Genomic DNA, 18,573 nt, shown 5'->3' with positions numbered 1-18,573 from the left:
GCGGCCACGGGGCATCCTTGATCAAGGTGTTAGCATTGTCGGCAGATTATATGATTTGTGGCCATGTCTGACATACCCCCCACCCCCGAAGCGCCGGCGACCGACGAGATTCTGTTGTTTCAGCTGCCCCTGCAGGCCCTGCCGGATCGTCTGGACAAGGTGCTGGCGCGGCTGCTGCCGCAGCATTCCCGCAGCCGCCTGCAGGCCTGGATCGAAGACGGCCATGTCCGGGTGGATGGCGCGGTCGGGCGCGTGCGCACCCGGGTGGGGCCCGGGGCGCGCATCCAGGTTCGGCCGCAGCAGGCCCCTGAAGACCTGGCGTTCGCGCCCGAACCCGTCGATTTCCAGGTGGTGGCCGAATCCCCCGATTGGGTGGTGGTGAATAAGCCGGCCGGCCTGGTGACCCACCCCGGGGCGGGCAATTGGCGGGGGACTTTGCTCAATGGCCTGCTGTACCGCTACCCCGAGCTGCTGCACGTGGCGCGTGCCGGCATCGTGCATCGCCTGGACAAAGACACGTCCGGCCTGCTGGTGGTGGCGCGCACCGAAACCGCGCAGACCGCGCTGGTGCGCCAGCTGCAGGCGCGTTCGGTCAAGCGCGAATACTGTGCCCTGGTGCATGGCGTCCTGTCGGGCCAGGGCCGGGTGGATGCCGCCATCGGGCGCGATCCCCGGGTGCCGGTGCGCATGAGCACAGAACACCCCATCGCGCCCAAGCCCGCCGTCACGCACTATGCCGTTCAGCGCGCGGGCCACTGGCAGGGCCAGGCGGTCACGCAGGTGGTTTGCCGCCTGGAGACCGGCCGCACGCACCAGATCCGGGTGCACATGGCGCTGCTGCGCCATCCCCTGCTGGGGGATGCGGTCTATGGCGGGCGGCCCATCGCCCTGGCTGGCCGGCAGATGCTGCATGCCCAGGCACTCAGCTTCGAGGATCCCGGCAGCGGCCAGTGGCAGTCCTTTGCGGCGCCGCCGCCCGCGGATTTTCAAGCCTGCCTGGCCCAGATCGACTGGCAGGCGGCCGCATGACGCGCCCGGGCGAGCGGGGCCCGGGGCACGGGCCTGCGGGCCTGCAGGCCTGCACCGGGTCGCCCTGGCCCGGGGTGCGGTATTTTTCCACCGGACGGCAGGGCGGCGCCAGCCTGCCGCCCTGGGACAGCCTGAACCTGGGCCTGCATGTGGGGGACGACCCCGCCATCGTGCGGCGGAACCGGGATCGCCTGCGGGCCGCGCTGCCGGGGCCGCCCGTCTGGCTGGATCAGGTGCATGGCACGGATGTCTGGGATGCCGCCCAGGGGGTGTTGCGGGTTTGGCCGCCGGATCGCCGTCCCCCCGCGCCGCCGTTGATCCCCACGGGGGCGCCCTGCGCCGATGCGGCCATTACCTGCGTGAAGGGCCAGCCCCTGGCGATCCTGACGGCCGACTGCCTGCCGGTGGTGCTGGCCGATCAGGCCGGCGCCGTCCTGGGGGTGGCCCATGCCGGTTGGCGCGGCCTGGTGGCCGGGGTGCTGGAAAACACCCTGACGGCCATGCGCCGGCAGGCCCCGCAGGCGCGTGTCTGGCGCGCCTGGCTGGGGCCGGCCATCGGGCCCGCCGCCTTCGAGGTCGGCGACGAAGTGCGCCAGGCCTTCGTGGCGCGCCTGGCGGGCCACGCGGACAGTTTCGCGCCCGCCGCGCGGGCGGGGCATTGGCTGGCCGATCTGGCCGGGCTCGCCCGGCGTCAGTTGCTGGCGGCCGGTGTGGCGCAGGTCGAACTCAGCCACGAATGCACGTACCATCAGGCGGGCCGATATTTTTCCTATCGCAGGCAAGTACGCACAGGCCGGCAAGCCACCGTCGCCTGGCTGGTATGATACAAATTGAATATTCCATGGCGGGCTGGCGCCGTTGCGTCGGGATACCGATTTACCCGGATTGACGCAGCGCATCAGGCTGTCAGAATGTCTGACACCAAGATCACAAAGCCAAGCAGGGTTTTATCAGGGCGGGGAGATGCAATGGGCAATACGAATTCATCTCGGCAGGCGTTTCCGTCCGACGCCGCCGAACAACTGGCCGAAATCCAGTCCGATTTTCTGCAAGACTGGCAAGCGCTTTTGGCGCAGGCCGCCCAGGGCGCGCTGGCGCCCCTGGCCGACCGCCGCTTTGCTTCGGATGCCTGGGCGGGCAGCCCGCAGTCTCTGCTTGCCGCGCATGCCTACCTGATTTTGTCGCGCACCCTGCAGCGGCTGGCGCAGTCCGCCGATGTCAGCGAAGCCGTGCGCGAGCGTCTGGCCTTTGCCGTCATGCAGTGGGTCGAGGCCGCCGCGCCGTCCAACTTTTTGGTCAGCAACCCGGATGCCATCCAGGAATGCCTGCGCACCGGGGGCGAATCCCTGCAAAAAGGCCTGGCCAATCTGCTGCACGACATCCGCCGCAAGCGCATCACTCAAACCGACGAATCCGCTTTTTCCCCGGGCGAGAACCTGGCCGTCACCCCGGGTGCGGTGGTCTACGAAAACCCGCTGATGCAGCTGATCCGGTATCGGCCCGCAGGCCCCCAAGTGCATCAGCGCCCCTTGCTGATGGTGCCGCCCTGCATCAATAAATACTACATCCTCGACCTGCAGCCGGGTAATTCCCTGGTGCGTCACGCCGTGCAGGCGGGGTTCGACGTCTTCATGGTGTCCTGGCGCAATCCGCGCGCCGACGACGCCGACCCCATCGACACCAAGACTTGGGACGACTACATCGAGGACGGCGTTTTGCGGGCCATCCAGGTGGCCTGCGACGTCAGCCGCCAGCCCCAGGTCAATGCCCTGGGCTTTTGCGTGGGGGGCACCCTGCTGGCGACGGCGCTGGCCGTGGCGCGCGCCCGGGGCCAAGACCCCGTCGCCGCCCTGACCCTGCTCACCACCTTCCTGGATTTCCGCGAAACCGGCATCCTGGACGTTTTCGTGGATGAATTCCACGCCCGCACCCGCGACCAGCAACTGGGCCGGGGCGGCCTGATGACGGCGGGCGAACTCTCCACCACGTTTTCCTTTTTGCGGCCCGCCGAACTCGTCTGGAACTACGTCGGCGCCAACTACCTGATGGGCCAATCGCCCCGGGCCTTCGATCTCCTGTCCTGGAACGCGGATGGCACCAATCTGCCGGGGCCCTTCTTTGCCTGGTATTTTCGCAATACCTACCTCGAAAACCAGCTGAAGACCGGGCATTTGCACGTGTGCGGGCAGGCGGTCGATTTCCGCACCCTGGACATGCCCGCGTATCTCTATGCCTCGCGCGATGACCACATCGTGCCCTGGGCCTCGGCATATGCCTCCACGCTGCTGCTGCGCGGGCCGCTGCGCTTCGTGCTGGGCGAGTCCGGCCACATCGCGGGGGTGATCAATTCGCCCGAGCGCCAGCGCCGCGGGTATTGGTCCCGTGACCCCGGCGCCTTGCCCAGCGACCCCGGCGAATGGCTGGGCGGCGCCGCGCACGCCAAGGGCAGCTGGTGGCCCGATTGGCTGGCCTGGCTGGCGGATCATTCCGGCGGCATGCGCCGGGCGGGCCGCAGCCTGGGCACGAAACAATACCCCACCATAGAGCCCGCTCCCGGGCGCTATGTCAAAGTCAAAGCAGACTGAAGGAGAATCCTATGAGCGGAAAACTGGCTTACGTCACCGGTGGTATGGGCGGCATCGGCACGTCCATTTGTCAACGCCTGGCCAAAGAAGGCTTCACTGTCATCGCGGGCTGCGGGCCCAGCCGCGACTACGCCAAGTGGCTGGACGAGCAGGCCGCCCTGGGATACAAATTCCATGCCTCGGTGGGCAATGTGTCCGATTGGGATTCCACGGTTCAGGCCTTCATCCAGATCAAGGAAAAACACGGGCCCGTCGACGTCCTCGTCAATAACGCCGGCATTACCCGCGACGGCCTGTTCCGCAAGATGTCCCAGGACGACTGGCGCTCGGTCATCGACACCAACCTGAACAGTCTGTTCAACGTCACCAAGCAGGTCATCGACGACATGGTGGATCGCCAGTGGGGGCGCATCATCAACATCAGCTCGGTCAACGGCCAGAAAGGCCAGTTCGGCCAGACCAACTATTCCACCGCCAAGGCCGGCATCCATGGCTTCACCATGGCGCTGGCCCAGGAAGTCGCCAGCAAGGGGGTCACCGTCAATACCGTGTCGCCGGGCTATATCGGCACCGACATGGTGCGCGCGATCCGCCCCGACGTGCTCGAAAAAATCGTCGCCACCATCCCGGTCAAGCGCCTGGGCACGCCCGAAGAAATCGGCTCCATCGTGGCCTGGCTGGCTTCCGATGACGCGGGCTTTGCCACCGGGGCGGATTTTTCGCTCAATGGCGGCCTGCACATGGGTTGATGTCGATGCCCCAGACCGCAGAACCCCAGGCGGGCCGCCTGATCAAAAAATACCCCAATCGGCGGCTGTACGACACCCAGGCCAGCGTCTACATCACGTTGGCCGATGTCAAGCAGTTGGTGCTGGACAATGTGGATTTTCAGGTGGTCGACGCCAAAAGCGGCGACGACCTGACCCGCAGCATCCTGCTGCAGATCATCCTGGAGGAAGAATCCGGCGGGATGCCCATGTTCTCGGCCACGGCGCTGGCCCAGATCATCCGCTTCTATGGCCATGCCATGCAGGGGGTCATGGGCACTTTCCTGGAAAAAAACATCCAGGTGCTGATGGACATCCAGGATCGCATGGCCGAACAATCCCAGGGGCTGTACCAGCAGCATTTCGGCCCCGAGGCCTGGGCCCAGTTGGTCAGCATGCAGACGCCCGCCCTGCAGAACATGATGAACAACTATCTGGAACAAAGCCGCAGCGTCTTCGTGCAGATGCAAGATCAGATGCAGGATCAGGCGCGCAATCTGTTTCCGGGGTTTCCGTTTCCGGGGCCGGCGGATGCCGACAAGAAAAAGCCCTGATTTCCCGGATGCGCCGAGCCCGCGGCCCGGGGCATGCCCGCCCAGCCGGTTCCCGCAGTGGCCCGGCTGGACAGTGCGGCTGTGGATGCCGGTCTTGGGGGCTTGGTGGGCGGTTCGGGCCGGTATGGCAGAACGGGCAGTTCCCCCGGGCCAGGGCGTTGGGGATCGGCGGATTTCACTTGGGTTCAGAAAGCGGGATGCGGCTCGGCCACATCCCGCTTTCTTGCGAAAATCATGCGTGTTTTTTCCAGGGATAGGAGTATATTATTGACTCTTGTCATTAACGAGAATCATTCCCTTTATTGGACTGGAGACCATTGATGGTTAAAAAGCTGCTCATCGCATTGGCTGGCCTGGGGCTGGCGTCGTCCGCCTTGGCGGCCGAATACCCCATCGGCGAACCCGCCGAACTGCACGGCCTGGAAGTCGCCGCCGTGTACCTGCAGCCTGTGGAAATGGAGCCCGACGGCATGATGCGCGCCGCCCAGGATTCCGACATCCACCTGGAGGCCGACATCCATGCCACGGCGGACAACACCAATGGCTTGCCCGAAGGCGCCTGGGCGCCGTACCTCAATATCCAGTATGTCCTGCAAAAACAGGGCAGCGACCAGCAGATCAAGGGCGACCTGATGCCCATGGTAGCCAACGACGGTCCGCACTATGGCGATAACGTCAAGCTCGACGGCCCCGGCAAATACCAGCTGACTTTCGTCATCGGTTCGCCCGACACCGCTCCTCATAACCACTTCGGCCGCCACGTCGATAAGGAAACCGGGGTGGCCCCGTGGTTCCAGCCCTTCGAGGTCAAGTACGACTTCGTCTTCGCGGGCACCGGCAAAAAGGGCGGATACTGACATGCGCGCCGGCTTGGCGGGGGGGGTGCTGGTCCTGGCGGGCTGGCTGGGGCCTGTGGCGGCGGCCCGGGCCGAGATGCCGGTCTATCAGCTGACTTTCAAGGCCGACGGCACCTTCGAGCCCGCCCGGCTCGAAGTCCCCGCCGGGCGTTTCAAGATCGTCCTGGTCAACGAAAGCACCGAAGCCGTCGAATTCGAAAGCCTGCCGTTGCGCAAAGAAAAAGTCCTGGGGCCGGGGGTGACGTCGTTCGTCGTCCTGTCCTTGTCGCGTCCGGGCGAGTATCCTTTTTTTGATGATTTTCATCCCCAGGTCAAGGGCACGCTGGTGGTGCTGCCCAAGCCCTGATCCCTGTCGCCGGGCGGTGCGGCGTATGTCCGCGCAGTCCGCCTATTGGCATACCGGCCCGGCGCATCCGGCCTTGTAGATGGCGTGTGCATGATGGAACAAGTCGCCTTTATCGTCTGGCGCGAAAGCGTCGAAGCCCTCCTGGTGGTGGGCATTCTCTACGCCTGGCTGCGGGCCTCGCCCGAAGGGCGGCGCGGCCTGCCCTGGCTGTGGGGCGGCGTGGCGGCGGGCCTGCTGCTGGCCGGCGCGCTGGCGCTGGTGCTGCTGGGGCTGGCGTCCTGGCTGTCGGACACCGGCCAGGAATGGTTCCAGATCGTCATGGCCCTGGCGGCATGCGCCCTGGTGGTGCAGATGGTGCTATGGATGCGCCAGCATGGCCGCAACCTCAAGCGCCAGCTGGAGGCCGGCGCGGCGCGGCAGCTAGATGGCCGGCATTGGTGGGGCCTGCTGGTCCTGGTCATGATCGCCGTGGCCCGCGAAGGCAGCGAAACCGTGGTGTTTCTGTATGGCACGGTGCTGTCGGCCACCGAAGGCGGCCTGGGTGGCCTGCTGCTGGCCGGCCTGGGGGGCTTCGTGGCGGCGCTGTGCACTTTTTGGCTGCTGCAGCTGGGGGGGCGCGTCATCACCTGGCGGCGGTTTTTCCAACTGACCGAAATCCTCTTGCTGCTGCTAGCCGGCGCCTTGCTGGTGTCCGCCACCGACCGCTTGATTTCCCTGGATGTCCTGCCCACGTGGGTGGACCCGGTCTGGGACAGCAGCGCGCTGCTGGATACCGAAGGCGTCCTGGGGCGGGTCCTGGCCGATTTCGCGGGTTATCGCGCCTACCCGGCCTTGTCCCAGCTGCTGATCTGGCTGGCGTATTGGGCCGTGGTGCTGTGGCTGCTGCGCCGCGCATCGCGCCCGGCCGCGCGGCCCGCCACGCCGGCGCAAGCGGCGGCGCCCACCCAGTCGTCCTGACGCCGGGCGGAGGGACGGCATGGCTGCCATCACACGCGGGATGCGGTTTCGGGCGTCGGTCGCCCGGGCAGGTGACTTCCTGCGGGATCACCAGCGGGCGATTCGCCTTCTCCAGTGGGTCATCGTGGTGTTTTACCTGGTCTTGCTGGTCGTTCCGGCGATCCTGCCCTTGCCCGACCGCACCGCGTCGGTCTTCAACCATCTCACCATTGTGGCCCAGTTTGCCTTCTGGGGCGTCTGGTGGCCTTTTGTCCTGGTCTCCATTCCCTTGCTGGGACGGGCGTGGTGCGGCCTGTTCTGTCCCGAAGGCACCCTCACCGAGTGGGCCAGCCGGCACGGGCGCGGCGGGGCCATCCCGCGCTGGATGCGCTGGGGCGGCTGGCCGTTCGTGGCGTTTTCCCTGACCACCATTTATGGTCAGCTGGTCAGCGTATACCAGTATCCCTGGGCGGTGGCGGCGGTGCTGGGCGGGTCCACCGTGGCGGCCATGGGGGTGGGGTGGCTGTATGGCCGCGACAAGCGCGTCTGGTGCAAATACCTGTGTCCGGTCAGCGGGGTGTTCAATCTGCTGGCGAAACTGGCCCCCTGGTATTACCGCGTGGACGCCCAGGCCTGGCGCGCCCCGGTGCGGCGCGTCGAAACCATCAACTGTGCGCCCTTGCTGCCGCTGCGCAATATGCAAGGCGCCGCCGAATGCCACATGTGCGGCCGCTGCAGCGATTATCGCGGCGCCATTACCTTGTCGCCGCGCTCGCCCGAGGCCGAGATCGTCCGGGTGGCCGAGGGCAGCGGCTGGCAGACCATGCTGATCGTCTTTGGCCTGATGGGGCTAGCCGTGGGGGCCTTTCTCTGGAGCGCGAGCCCCTGGTATGTCGCCATCAAACAAAGCCTGGCCACCTGGCTGGTGAACCACGACATCTACTGGCCTCTGGCCGACAATGCCCCCTGGTTCCTGCTCACGCACTATCCCGAAGTCAACGACAGCTTCAGCTGGCTGGATGGCGCCGTCATCCTGTTGTTCATCTTCGGCGCTGCCGTGGGGGTAGGGGGCGGCGTGTTCGCGGGCCTGTGCTGTGCCGACCGCCTGTTGCTCGCCTGTCGGCAGCCCGGCGTGCGCGCCGCCGATGGCCGGCTGCTGCGCAGCCGCCTGGCCGGGGTGCACAAGCTGGCCCAGGGCCTGATTCCCATCGCCGGGGCGGGGGTCTTTCTGGGGCTCACCGCCACGACGCTGACCCTGCTGCAGCACGAAGGCGTGCCCACCGGCTGGGCCAACCCCGCGCGCTTCGCCTTGCTGGCCCTGGCGCTGGCCTGGAGCCTGCGTTTTCAGTGGCGGCTGGCGGGCCTGCGCACCCCGTCGCCCTGGCGTCGGCTGTCGGCGGTGGCCGCCGTCGGCCTGGGGCTGTTGCCCTTTATCTGGGCCTGGGTGCTGTTTTTCGTCCTCTGGTAGCGCGCGCCGTCGATCAGGGCTTGCCGCCATGGTCGGGTCGGGATAAATTCGTTATTCTTTTGCTTGGATATCCTATCCATGGAGCATGGAATGACGGCAGCCCGATGGCGGCAGGGGTTCAAACAATGGTGGGTTGGGGCCTTGGTCTGCCTGGTTGGCTGGGGCATTACCGCCATCCTGGCGCGCCAGCAGCTGGACGCCGCGCAGGCCACTCGGCAGGCCCGTTTTTCCCATGAGGTTCAGGCATCCACCCAGGCCATTGCCCAGCGCGTTTCATCCTATACCCAAGTGGTGGCGGGGTTTCGAGACTTGTTTCTGGTTCGGCCCAACCTGTCCCGCAGCCAGTTCGAGCAGGTCGCGCAGCGTCACGACATCCCCGACGTCTACCCGGAATTCGTCAATCTTTCCTTTGTGCGCTACGTGCCCGCGCCGCAGCTGCCGGACTACGAGCGCCGCATGCGGGCGAAGATGCAGCAGATGACGGGCGTGGATGCCGCGTTCGTCCATCCGGCGGGCCTGGCGGGCGACCATTACATCGTCGAATATCTCTGGCCTTTGCAGGACAATGAAAAAGTCCTGGGCCTGGACATCGCCTCGCAGCCCAATAACCTGGCGGCGGTGCTGGCGGCCCGGGACACTCGAAGTCCGGCGCTTTCCGCGCCGTTTTCCCTGGTGCAGGATCCCGGCGGCGCGCAGGCCGTGGTGGTGCGCTTCCCGATCTACCTCATGGCGTCGGATGCCGGGGCGGCGCAATTGCCGCTGTTCGTCGGGGCGGTGGGCTCCATCGTGCGTGTGGCGGACATGCTCAACGGCTTGCGTCAGGCAGGGTTTTTGCGGGGCCTGTCCGTGCGGCTCTACGACGAGGAAAACTTGGGTTCAGCCGAGCCCGGGCAGGCGGCGCATGCGCCCTTCGGCGTGTCGGTGCTGGACGGCGGCCCGCGCTCGTCCCAGCCCCTGCAGACCGTCCAGCGCCTGAGCCTGCTGGGCCGCCATTGGCAGGTGCAATACACCCAGGCGCGGCCCCTGCTGTCCCCGGTCGAGCGCAACCTGCCGTGGTGGGTCGCCGGCGTCGGCGCCGCCCTGTCGCTGCTGTTGGGCGCCTTGGTTCATTACCTGGTCAATCGCCATCGCCGGGCGGTCTCCGATATCATGGCCACCACGCAGGCCCTGGAAACCAGCGAGGAACGCGTCAGCGCCATGTTCAACCAGGCGGCCATCGGGGTGGCCCTGACCGATGTGCGCACGGGCTGTCCCGTGCGGGTCAACCGGCGCTATGCGGCCATCCTGGGGTATACCCCGGAAGAAATGCAGCTGCTGTCGTTCCAGTCGCTGACCCATCCCACCGATCTGGCGCGCGATCTGGCCCTGGGCCGGCAGCTGCGGCGGGGTGAAATCCCCGAATTCCAGATGGAAAAGCGCATGCGGCACAAGGATGGCTACGATGTGTGGGTCGAAATCATTGTCTCGCCGATCTGGCAGGGCGGGGCGATTTCCGACTACCAGATCGCCATCCTGCAGGACATCACCCAGCGCCGCTTGCTGCAAGATGCCCTGCAAGACAGCGAACACCACCTGCGCACCCTGCTGGACCACCTGCCCGTGGGGGTGTGCCTGGTGGACGCCCAGCAGCAGATCGTTTTTCGCAACCAGCAGTTCCTGCAGATTTGCGGCTACGATGCCGCCGACATGCCGGATGCGCGCAGCTGGTGGAGCCTGACCTTTCCGAGCCCGGCCGACCGCCGCCAGGTACGCCGCGCCTGGGAACACCAGTGGCGGCACGCGGCGGCGTCGGGTGAGCGCCGCGCCTTGCTGGAAACCTCCATTCTGTGCAAAGACGGCCAAATCCGCACGGTCGAGCTCTCCGGGCTGAAATTCGGCGCCGAATACCTGTTGACGCTGGTGGATCTGACCGCCCGCAAGGCGGCTGAAGAAGAAATCCACTACCTGGCCTACCATGACGCCTTGACCGGCCTGCCCAACCGCCGCTTGCTGGTCGACCGGCTGCAGCAGGCCCTGGCGGTCAGCGGCAGCCGGCGCCAGTATGGCGCTTTGCTGACCCTGGATCTGGACAATTTCAAGACCCTCAATGAAACCCGGGGCCATGAAGTCGGCGACGAGCTGCTGCGCCAGGTGGCCCAGCGCCTGAAAAGCTGTCTGGATGCCTCGCAGACCATCGCCCGCCATGGGGATGATGAGTTCGCCGTGGTGCTCGGCGGCCTGGATGACCAAGCCGGGGCCGCCGCCCAGCAGGTGGAGGCCATGGGGCAGCATATCCTGAATGCCCTGCGCGTCCCCTATCAGCTGCAGAATGTCTATCATTATTCCAGTGTCAGCATGGGGGTCAGCCTGTTCCTGGGGCGGGGCGAAAAAGTCGACGAACTGCTGCGCCGGGCCGACCTGGCCATGTACCAGGCCAAATCGGCCGGCCGCAATACCCTGCGCTTCTACGACCCTCACATGCAGGATGTCGTGCGCGGGCGCGCCGCGCTGGAATCCGACCTGCGCGTGGGCCTGGAACAAGACCAATTCGAGCTTTTCTATCAGGCCCAGGTGGGGCCGGACGGCATCATGGGCTGCGAAGCCCTGCTGCGCTGGAACCACCCGCGGGACGGCTATGTCTCGCCCGCCGTCTTCATCCCCCTGGCCGAAGAATCCGGCCTGATCCTGCCGCTGGGCGACTGGGTGCTGCGCACGGCCTGCCGGCAATTGGCCCATTGGGCCGATACCCCCGCGATGGCGGATCTGCGCCTGTCCATCAACGTCAGCCCCCGGCAGTTTCGCCAGCCCGATTTCGTCGATCAGGTGCTGGCGGCGCTGGCCAGCACCGGCGCCGACGCCCGGCGCCTGGCGTTGGAGCTCACCGAAGGGCTGCTGCTGCAGAACCTGGGCGATACCGTGCACAAGATGGAGCGCCTGAAAAGTTACGGCATCAGCTTCGCGCTGGATGACTTTGGCACGGGGTATTCATCCCTGGCGTATCTCAAGCGCCTGCCGCTGGACGAACTGAAGATCGACCAGAGTTTTGTGCGCGACGTGCTGGTCGACCCCAACGACGCCACCATTGCGCGCACCATCGTGGCCCTGGGGTTGAGCCTGGGCCTGCAGGTGATCGCCGAAGGCGTGGAGACCACCGAGCAGCGCGATTTCCTGCAGCGGCATCATTGCCATGCCTGGCAGGGGTATTTGTTCAGCCGCCCGTTGCCCCTGGCCGATTTCCGAACCCTGGTGCAGGCGGACTGGCAGGCCAGGCGGCAGCAAGCGGAGCAGGAATCAGGGTAGCGCCTGAGGCAGGAATTCGGGGTAGTACCCGGGGCGGCACTCGGAGCAGCACTCGGAGCAGCACTCGGAGCAGCAGTCGGAGCAGCAGTCGGCGCAACAATCGGAGCAGCCCCCGGCGCGGCAATCGGTTTAGCCGCCCGTCGTCTGGTTGGCCTGGCCACCTGAAAAGCGGTGGCATGGGGTTTTTCCAGGCGCTGAAGGCAAGCAATGCGCCGCAGCCAAACAGGTGGCCGGTGTCACGCGTGGGCGGCCCGGCCTTCGCCTGACGGCTTGCGCGCGGGGCCGCGCCGAACCGCCGGACATCGGCTGGGACAGCGACGGATGGCGCGTCCGGGCGCGGGCGCCGCGCCTTGAGGATAAACATCTGGTTTCACTTTCAGGAAGCCGCGTCCTCGCTGGCTGAACGGCGTTCCGGGCGCGCCGGCGAGTTATTTTGGTCAATTTGCGACCACTATATGTGGTGTATTTGTTGTAGCATACGCACTATATTTGGTGTGAAACGCCAGTGCGCCTGCGCACGGGCGCATGCCGCACCGCTCCTCCTCCACCCAAAGAAGATACCGCCATGATCAAGACCGTCGTCAAACGTGATGGACGCAAAGAGCCCTTTATCCCGTCGAAACTGAACGGCTGGGGCGAATGGGGGGCCACCACTCTGGGCGACCGCGTGGACTGGCCGTCCGTGGTGCTGGAAACCGTCACCAACATGCCCGAGGAATGCTCCTCCGAGTTCCTGCAGATGCAGTTGATCCGGCACTGCCTGGATGCCGACACCTGGTCGTATAACCGCATGGCCGGCCGCCTGTATGCCGCTCTGGCGCAAAAAGAACTCAAGGACGTCTGCGGCGGGGCTTTCCCCACGGTGCTGACCCTGCACCGCCAGCTGGAAACCCTGGGCTACATGGAACGCCTGGACTATTCCGAAGAAGAATACTTCCAGGTCGAGGGCCTGATCGACCACACGCGCGACTTCGAATACGCGCACTACCAGATCCACACGCACCGATCCAAATACGCCATCTCCGACCGCGTCAAGGGCATCCACTACGAAACCCCGCAGTTCGTCTACATGCGCATGGCCATGGCGCTGGCCGTCGATCAGCCCCGTCAGCGCCGCATGACCGACGTCGCCAAATTCTACGAGCACCTGTCCAAGAACCGCATCAACGCGCCCACGCCCAACCACATCAACCTGGGCACGCCCCTGCGCGGCTATGCCAGCTGCTGCCTGTATGCCTCGGGCGATTCGGCGCGCTCCATCGCGGTGGGCAACCACATCGCCAACACCATGACCTACATGAGCGCGGGCATCGGTTCGTACCTGCAGACGCGCTCGGTCAACGACCCCGTGCGCGGGGGCGTCATCCGCCACCAGGGCAAGCTGCCCTATCTGCGCGCCGTGGTGGCCGAAATCAAGGCCAACCTGCAAAACGGCCGGGGCGGGGCCTGCACCAGCTATTTCTCCATCTTCGACCCCGAGGTCGACGTGCTGCTGCGCCTGAAAAACCCCATGTCTACCGAAGACCGCAAGATTCGCGGCATGGATTATTCCTGGGGAGGCAACCGCTTCTTTGCGCGCAAGGTCGCCCGCAACGAAGACGTTTTCCTGTTCAACTGCTATACCGCGCCCGATCTTTACGACGCTTTGTATAGCGACGACGAGGCCCGCTTCGAGCAGCTGTACGCGCAGTACGAGCAAAACCCCGGCTTCAAGAAGCAGCGCGTCAATGCCCGCGAGCTGCTGATCACCGCCATCAACGAATGGAACGAAACCGGCCGCATCTACGAGCACAACATCTACGAGATGAACCACCACACGCCGTTCAAGGGCACGATCTACAGTTCCAACCTGTGTTCCGAGATCGCCCTGCCCACGGCCCCGTACAACCACATCACCGAACTCTACCAGACTGCGGACATCACCCTGGTCGAGTTCGAGGACGCCGACGGCCGCCCGCACACCCTGCAGCCCGGCACCGGGGTGGTGGACACCGCCCGGGGACAGGTCTATCTGGAAGACCTGGCCGCAGGCGACACGCTGGCCGACGGCCGCCAGGTGGCGCGCATCGTGCGCTATTCCTCGCCCGAGGTCGCCACCTGCAACCTGGCCGGCATCGTGGTGTCCAACATCGAGTCCGACGCCCAATACCAGGAAGTCGCCTACTACGCCTTGCTGATGATCGACAAGTGCATCCACTTGGCCGACTACGAGCTGCCCCACGTCGGGGTCACCTCCAAGGCCCGCCTGAATGCCGGGGTGGGGATGCTGGGCCTGGCCCACCTGATGGCGCGCAACCACAAGCGCTACACCGAGGCCGAAGGCAAACAGTATGTGCATTGGGTGGCCGAACGCCACTACTACCATTTGGTGCGCGCCAGCCTGCAACTGGGCCGCGAGCTGGGCAACGCCCCCTGGATGCACAAGACCCGCTGGCCCGAAGGCTGGCTGCCCGTCGATACCTACAACCGCAACGTCGACAAGATCGCCGACCTGCAAAACCACTACGACTGGGAAACCCTGCGCGCGGAAATCATCGCCAACGGCGGTATCCGCAATTCGGTGGTGGCGGCGCACATGCCCACTGAAACCTCCGCCAATTCCTCGGGCACCACCAACGGCGTCTACCCCATCCGCGAACTCACCATGATCAAGACGGACAACCAGCGGGTCAACTACTGGGCCGCCCCCGAGGGCGACGAACTGGCCGCCTGGTACGAATCCGCCTGGGACGTCCCGGCCCAGGACATGACCGACGTCTACGCCATCATCCAGAAATGGACCGATCAGGGGATTTCCGCCGACTTCTACCGCAAGGTCATCGGCGACGCCAGCATCGAATCCACCGAGATGATCCAGAACTACCTGTACCGGGTCAAGATGGGCCTGAAGTCCAAGTACTACATGAACCAGAAAACCTCGGCCGGGATGAAGCAGGTGGCCGATATCCCCGCCGCCCAGGGTTTCGTCAACCTGTCCGGGGCCCTGGGCATCCAGGTGCCGGCGGGCCAGCCGCTGGTCGAGGCCCTGCACGGCATGGACGACCCCGACGATCCCGTTTGCGCCGGCGGCTGCACCCTGTAATCCAACCCCGTTCATTCGGCGTCGCCCGGCCCGCGCCGGCTCGGCGCCCCTATCTTGTGGATATGCCCATCATGTCAGAAAACGTTTTCAACTACGATAAGCAGGATTACGCCAAGCCCTTGTTGTTCCTGGGCGAAAAACAAGGCCTGTTCGACACCATCAACCGCCACTATCCCGATATCTGGGCCTTGTACAAGACCCAGAAATCCCTGGACTGGGACGAAAACGAATTCGACTATTCCTCCTGCAACGCCGACTTCAAGAACTGCCCGCGCGCCACTTACGACATGATGGTCAAGACGCTGGCCTGGCAGTGGGAAGCCGACAGCGTGGCTTCGCGCGCGATTGCGCCGGTGCTGGCCCCGTTCATCACCTCGTCCGAGCTCTGGGCCGCCTGGCAGCGGATTTCCGACAACGAAGTCGTGCACGCGGCCACATATTCCGAGATCGTGCGCAATTCTTTCGACGATCCTTCCGCCATCATCGACGAAATCCTCAGCGTGCGCGAAGCCCACGAACGCCTGGCCCGCGTGGTCAAGGCTTTTGCCGATGGCTACGAAGCCTCGCACCAGTACGCCATCGGCCAGATCGAAAACAACCAGGACACCTACAATGCGCTGTTCATGATGGTGGTGGCGCTGTTCTGCATGGAACGCATTCAGTTCATGGCGTCCTTTGCCGTGACTTTCGCCATCTGCGACACCGGCATGTTCCAGCCCATCGGCAAGGCCATCCAGAAAATCGCCCAGGACGAGCTCGAAATCCACGCCGAGCTGGATCGCGCCGTGCTGAAGCACGAACTGGCCACCGAGCGCGGCCAGCAGGCCTTCGCCCAATGCCGCCTGGATATCGAACAACTGATCGCCGAGGTCGTGGACAGCGAACTGGACTGGATTCACTACCTGTTCTCCGAAGGCCGCGAACTGGTCGGCATGAACAGCGACCGACTGGCCGCCTGGACCCTGTACTGCGCCAAGGACGTCTACAACACCCTGGGCATCCTCACCGACCGCTATGAATTTCCGCAGTCCAATCCATTGAAATACATGGAAAAATGGCTGAACATCAGCAAGACCCAGGCCTCCCCGCAAGAACAGGACATTGCCGCCTATAAAGTGGGCGTCATGCGCCGCACCGACGAAGGCGTGGTCTTCGACGACGAGTTCTAAGGGCGGCGCCCGACGACCGGGGGGCCGCCCCTCAATAGGCTTCCGGCGCGGTGTCCGCCTGCTGGCTGCGCAGCGAAAACTCACGCGGGGTCTCGCCCGTGTGTTCCTTGAATGCGGCGATGAACGATGACAAACTGTCATAGCCGCAGGCCAGGGCCACGTCCGTGGCCCGCAGACCCTGTTCCAGCAGGGGAAGGGCGTGCACCAGCCGGGCGCGCTGGCGCCATAGCCTGAAACCCAGCCCCGTCTGCTGTTGAAACAGGCGCGTCAAGGTTTTCTCCGACAGCCCCACCCGCCGTCCATATTGCGCCAGCCCCGGTGCCGTATCCGGGTGTTGATGAAGCTGGCGGCACAGGCTTTGCAGGCGCTTGTCCGACGGCCAGGGCAGCACCAGGCCCGCTTGCTGGCACACGGCAATCTGGTCGATCAGTACCTGGGCCAGGCGTCCGTCCGGGCCGTCTTCCTGGTATTCGATGGGGATGATGCTGAAGGTGCGGATCAGTTCCTGCAGCAGCGGGCGGATCACCAGCACCCGGCAATCGGCCCAGTCCAGCCCCACCGCCTCGGCGTCGATGTACAGGCTGCGGATGACTGTGTAGGGGGATTCGTGCACCTGGTGCTGCACGCCCGCCGGTATCCAGACCGCCCGCTGGGGCAGGGCGATGAAGCGGGCCTGTTCGGTGACCACCTGCAAATGCCCACGAATGGCGTAAGATAGCTGCGCCCAGTGGTGCTCATGCGGGCGCGGGATGATCATGTTCGACTGGCTGTTGATGTGGCCATACAGGGGCCGGGGCAGCTGGTGCAGGAATCCTTGCTGGATGATCGGGGCATGGCCGGGCACCCGCGCCGGGGCGACGAGGCGTGTTGTGTCGTCCGCCGGGGCCGGGATCGCCTGAGGAAAGGGTTCATCCATCATGGCTGATTGTCCGTTCGGAGATGTTTCATGGTTTATTGCCGTTAAACATTGCTTGCCGACTAGTTTAATCTACACCCTGAGAGCCCCGGACCGCCGGGCTGTTGATGTGGGTGTCGCCAAGAGACCCGCATCGCGGCCTGGTCGGTCTTTTTTTCTCAATTTCATGGCAGCACATCAGAGTCATTGCGTCAGTATCAGCCTGCGCGGCGCCGGACAGGTGTTTTTTCTGGGCAACGCCCTGGCGGGTGCGCTGTTCATCGCCGCCATTGCCTATGCCGCTTTCGACAGCCATCACTGGGCCCCTGCGGGGGGCGCCCTGTTGGGCCTGATCATCGCCACCGGGACGGCCCTGGGCTGGATGCGCGATCGATCCGCGGTGCGCGCCGGGTTGTATGGGTTCAACGGCATCCTGGTTGGGGTGGCCCTGCCCACGTTCCTGGCGGCCTCGCCCTGGCTGTGGGCCGGCGTCGTGCTCGGGGCGGCAGCCAGCACCGTGGCGGTGGATCTGTTTTCCGCCCTGCTCACCCGGCGCCGGGGCATTCCGGGGTCTACCGGACCGTTCGTGGCCGTCACTTGGCTGCTGTTGGCCGGGGCCTTGGCCCTGGGCGGGCAGGGGCCGGTCGCCGCCACCCCCTTGCCAGCGACTTCGGCCTATCTGGCCGGCGCCGCCGCCTTGCCCTCGCTGGCCGAAGCCGTTCAGATTTTTTTTCGCAACATTGCCCAGGTCTTTTTGCTGGGCAGCGCCGTCAGTGGCGCCCTGGTTCTGTTGGGCGTTGCGCTGGCCTCGCGCCGGGCCGCCCTGGCCGTCGTCGCCGGGTCGCTGGTGTCGATGGCCTGCGCCCTGGCCTTGCGGGCGAATCCCGCCGCCGTGCTGCAAGGCTTGTGGGGCTTCAGTCCGATCCTGACCGCCATGGCGTTGGGCGTGGTCTATTTGCCGCCGTCCCGACGCACGGCCTGCTATGCCTTGCTGGGCACCCTGACTACCGTGCTGCTGCAAACGGGGGCCGATGCCCTCGCCGCCCGGGTGGGCCTGCCCATGTTGACGGCCCCGTATTTGCTGACCCTGTATGCGTTCATGGGCCTGGCGCCTTATTTCAGGCTGACACCACCCGCCATCCGGCCGGCCGAGTGCTGAAAACCGCCATCAATCCCGAAACACGTCATCCAGTTCGGTGGCGTCCAGGATGTTCAGCAACCAGGTTTCCAGTTGCGCCGCCGTGGCGGCCTGGATGCGCCGGGCAATGGCGTCGGGCTGCGGGCCGAAGCGGCGCTGTATCTGCAGCAGCAAGGTCTTCGACTGGCCCTCCACACTGCCTTCTGCTTTGCCTTCGACAAGCCCTTCGGCGTGGCCCCGGGCATGGCCGGCGCGTTCGATCAGCGTGACATACGTCATCTCGTTCTCCTTGGTCAGGGTCTCGACCGTCTGTAAAAACTCCGCTTCCAGGTCTTCGGGCAGCGCAATCATCCATTCGATCAGGCGGTACACCTGCATGGCCACCACGGGATCGTAGCCATAATGCTGCAGCCGGCGCACCAGTTGCAATTTGGGTACCAGCCGCGTGCGCTTGTCCCGGTGGCGGTT

The 18,573-nt window shown here is 65.3% G+C and carries 15 protein-coding genes; 13 read left to right on the top strand and 2 right to left on the bottom strand.

Features of this window, described 5'->3' with window-relative positions; genetic code table 11:
- Positions 1-63 precede the first annotated feature (63 nt).
- The 12 genes from ACMHYJ_RS13775 to ACMHYJ_RS13720 all read left to right on the top strand — a co-directional run bounded on the left by ACMHYJ_RS13775 (position 64) and on the right by ACMHYJ_RS13720 (position 16,072).
- Positions 64-1,029 carry an RluA family pseudouridine synthase gene (locus tag ACMHYJ_RS13775; protein WP_414246757.1) on the top strand — a complete coding sequence of 322 codons (966 nt, stop codon included), beginning with the start codon at positions 64-66 and terminating at the stop codon, positions 1,027-1,029.
- A complete protein-coding gene (pgeF, locus tag ACMHYJ_RS13770; RefSeq protein ID WP_414246756.1) occupies positions 1,026-1,853 on the top strand; it encodes a peptidoglycan editing factor PgeF in 828 nt (275 codons plus the stop codon). The genes ACMHYJ_RS13775 and pgeF overlap by 4 nt, the downstream gene beginning before the upstream one ends.
- 144 nt (positions 1,854-1,997) lie before the next feature.
- Entirely contained in the window at positions 1,998-3,614 is a 1,617-nt protein-coding gene (locus tag ACMHYJ_RS13765) for a PHA/PHB synthase family protein (protein WP_414246755.1), read from the top strand.
- A gap of 11 nt (positions 3,615-3,625) precedes the next feature.
- Positions 3,626-4,363, top strand: coding sequence for an acetoacetyl-CoA reductase (gene phbB, locus ACMHYJ_RS13760; RefSeq protein ID WP_414246754.1), 738 nt, complete (start codon positions 3,626-3,628; stop codon positions 4,361-4,363).
- 5 nt (positions 4,364-4,368) lie between these two features.
- Positions 4,369-4,935 (top strand): polyhydroxyalkanoate synthesis repressor PhaR, encoded by a 567-nt coding sequence (phaR, locus tag ACMHYJ_RS13755; RefSeq protein ID WP_414246753.1) that lies wholly within the window; start codon positions 4,369-4,371, stop codon positions 4,933-4,935.
- Between the two features lie 320 nt (positions 4,936-5,255).
- A complete protein-coding gene (locus ACMHYJ_RS13750) occupies positions 5,256-5,792 on the top strand; it encodes an iron transporter (protein ID WP_414246752.1) in 537 nt (178 codons plus the stop codon).
- A gap of 1 nt (position 5,793) precedes the next feature.
- The gene (locus ACMHYJ_RS13745) at positions 5,794-6,138 is read left to right on the top strand and encodes a cupredoxin domain-containing protein (protein ID WP_414246751.1); all 345 of its coding nucleotides are present in this window, start codon (positions 5,794-5,796) and stop codon (positions 6,136-6,138) included.
- A gap of 93 nt (positions 6,139-6,231) precedes the next feature.
- Positions 6,232-7,095, top strand: coding sequence for an FTR1 family iron permease (locus ACMHYJ_RS13740; RefSeq protein ID WP_414246802.1), 864 nt, complete (start codon positions 6,232-6,234; stop codon positions 7,093-7,095).
- A gap of 19 nt (positions 7,096-7,114) precedes the next feature.
- Positions 7,115-8,542: a 4Fe-4S binding protein gene (locus ACMHYJ_RS13735; RefSeq protein WP_414246750.1), complete on the top strand. Its 1,428-nt coding sequence runs from the start codon at positions 7,115-7,117 to the stop codon at positions 8,540-8,542.
- 90 nt (positions 8,543-8,632) lie between these two features.
- On the top strand, positions 8,633-11,821 hold the full coding sequence (locus ACMHYJ_RS13730; protein ID WP_414246749.1) for an EAL domain-containing protein: 3,189 nt from the start codon (positions 8,633-8,635) through the stop codon (positions 11,819-11,821).
- Positions 11,822-12,386: 565 nt separating this feature from the next.
- Positions 12,387-14,903: a ribonucleoside-diphosphate reductase subunit alpha gene (locus ACMHYJ_RS13725; RefSeq protein ID WP_414246748.1), complete on the top strand. Its 2,517-nt coding sequence runs from the start codon at positions 12,387-12,389 to the stop codon at positions 14,901-14,903.
- A 71-nt stretch (positions 14,904-14,974) separates the two neighbouring features.
- Positions 14,975-16,072 (top strand): ribonucleotide-diphosphate reductase subunit beta, encoded by a 1,098-nt coding sequence (locus ACMHYJ_RS13720; protein ID WP_414246747.1) that lies wholly within the window; start codon positions 14,975-14,977, stop codon positions 16,070-16,072.
- A 31-nt stretch (positions 16,073-16,103) separates the two neighbouring features.
- Here ACMHYJ_RS13720 and ACMHYJ_RS13715 read toward each other — a convergent pair whose 3' ends face one another.
- Positions 16,104-16,991, bottom strand: a complete 888-nt coding sequence (locus ACMHYJ_RS13715; RefSeq protein ID WP_414246746.1) for an AraC family transcriptional regulator — start codon at positions 16,989-16,991, stop codon at positions 16,104-16,106.
- Between the two features lie 163 nt (positions 16,992-17,154).
- Here ACMHYJ_RS13715 and ACMHYJ_RS13710 point away from each other — a divergent pair, with 163 nt between their 5' ends.
- Positions 17,155-18,126 (top strand): urea transporter, encoded by a 972-nt coding sequence (locus tag ACMHYJ_RS13710; RefSeq protein ID WP_414246745.1) that lies wholly within the window; start codon positions 17,155-17,157, stop codon positions 18,124-18,126.
- A gap of 9 nt (positions 18,127-18,135) precedes the next feature.
- Here ACMHYJ_RS13710 and ACMHYJ_RS13705 read toward each other — a convergent pair.
- On the bottom strand, positions 18,136-18,573 hold a 438-nt coding region (locus ACMHYJ_RS13705), incomplete at its 5' end, for a DUF4351 domain-containing protein (protein ID WP_414246744.1).

It is taken from the genome of Castellaniella hirudinis, assembly GCF_047468865.1.
GTDB lineage: Bacteria > Pseudomonadota > Gammaproteobacteria > Burkholderiales > Burkholderiaceae_B > Castellaniella > Castellaniella hirudinis_A.
This window is presented reverse-complemented; position numbering and strand designations above follow the sequence as displayed.

Excerpts from the sequence above, each read along its gene's own strand:
- ACMHYJ_RS13725 (WP_414246748.1), top strand. The coding sequence starts at position 12,387 with ATGATCAAGACCGTCGTCAAACGTGATGGACGCAAAGAGCCCTTTATC.
- phbB (WP_414246754.1), top strand. The coding sequence starts at position 3,626 with ATGAGCGGAAAACTGGCTTACGTCACCGGTGGTATGGGCGGCATCGGC.
- ACMHYJ_RS13775 (WP_414246757.1), top strand. The coding sequence starts at position 64 with ATGTCTGACATACCCCCCACCCCCGAAGCGCCGGCGACCGACGAGATT.
- phaR (WP_414246753.1), top strand. The coding sequence starts at position 4,369 with ATGCCCCAGACCGCAGAACCCCAGGCGGGCCGCCTGATCAAAAAATAC.
- ACMHYJ_RS13720 (WP_414246747.1), top strand. The coding sequence starts at position 14,975 with ATGTCAGAAAACGTTTTCAACTACGATAAGCAGGATTACGCCAAGCCC.
- ACMHYJ_RS13740 (WP_414246802.1), top strand. The coding sequence starts at position 6,232 with ATGGAACAAGTCGCCTTTATCGTCTGGCGCGAAAGCGTCGAAGCCCTC.
- ACMHYJ_RS13730 (WP_414246749.1), top strand. The coding sequence starts at position 8,633 with ATGACGGCAGCCCGATGGCGGCAGGGGTTCAAACAATGGTGGGTTGGG.
- ACMHYJ_RS13715 (WP_414246746.1), bottom strand. The coding sequence starts at position 16,991 with ATGATGGATGAACCCTTTCCTCAGGCGATCCCGGCCCCGGCGGACGAC.
- ACMHYJ_RS13745 (WP_414246751.1), top strand. The coding sequence starts at position 5,794 with ATGCGCGCCGGCTTGGCGGGGGGGGTGCTGGTCCTGGCGGGCTGGCTG.
- pgeF (WP_414246756.1), top strand. The coding sequence starts at position 1,026 with ATGACGCGCCCGGGCGAGCGGGGCCCGGGGCACGGGCCTGCGGGCCTG.
- ACMHYJ_RS13710 (WP_414246745.1), top strand. The coding sequence starts at position 17,155 with ATGGCAGCACATCAGAGTCATTGCGTCAGTATCAGCCTGCGCGGCGCC.
- ACMHYJ_RS13735 (WP_414246750.1), top strand. The coding sequence starts at position 7,115 with ATGGCTGCCATCACACGCGGGATGCGGTTTCGGGCGTCGGTCGCCCGG.
- ACMHYJ_RS13765 (WP_414246755.1), top strand. The coding sequence starts at position 1,998 with ATGGGCAATACGAATTCATCTCGGCAGGCGTTTCCGTCCGACGCCGCC.
- ACMHYJ_RS13750 (WP_414246752.1), top strand. The coding sequence starts at position 5,256 with ATGGTTAAAAAGCTGCTCATCGCATTGGCTGGCCTGGGGCTGGCGTCG.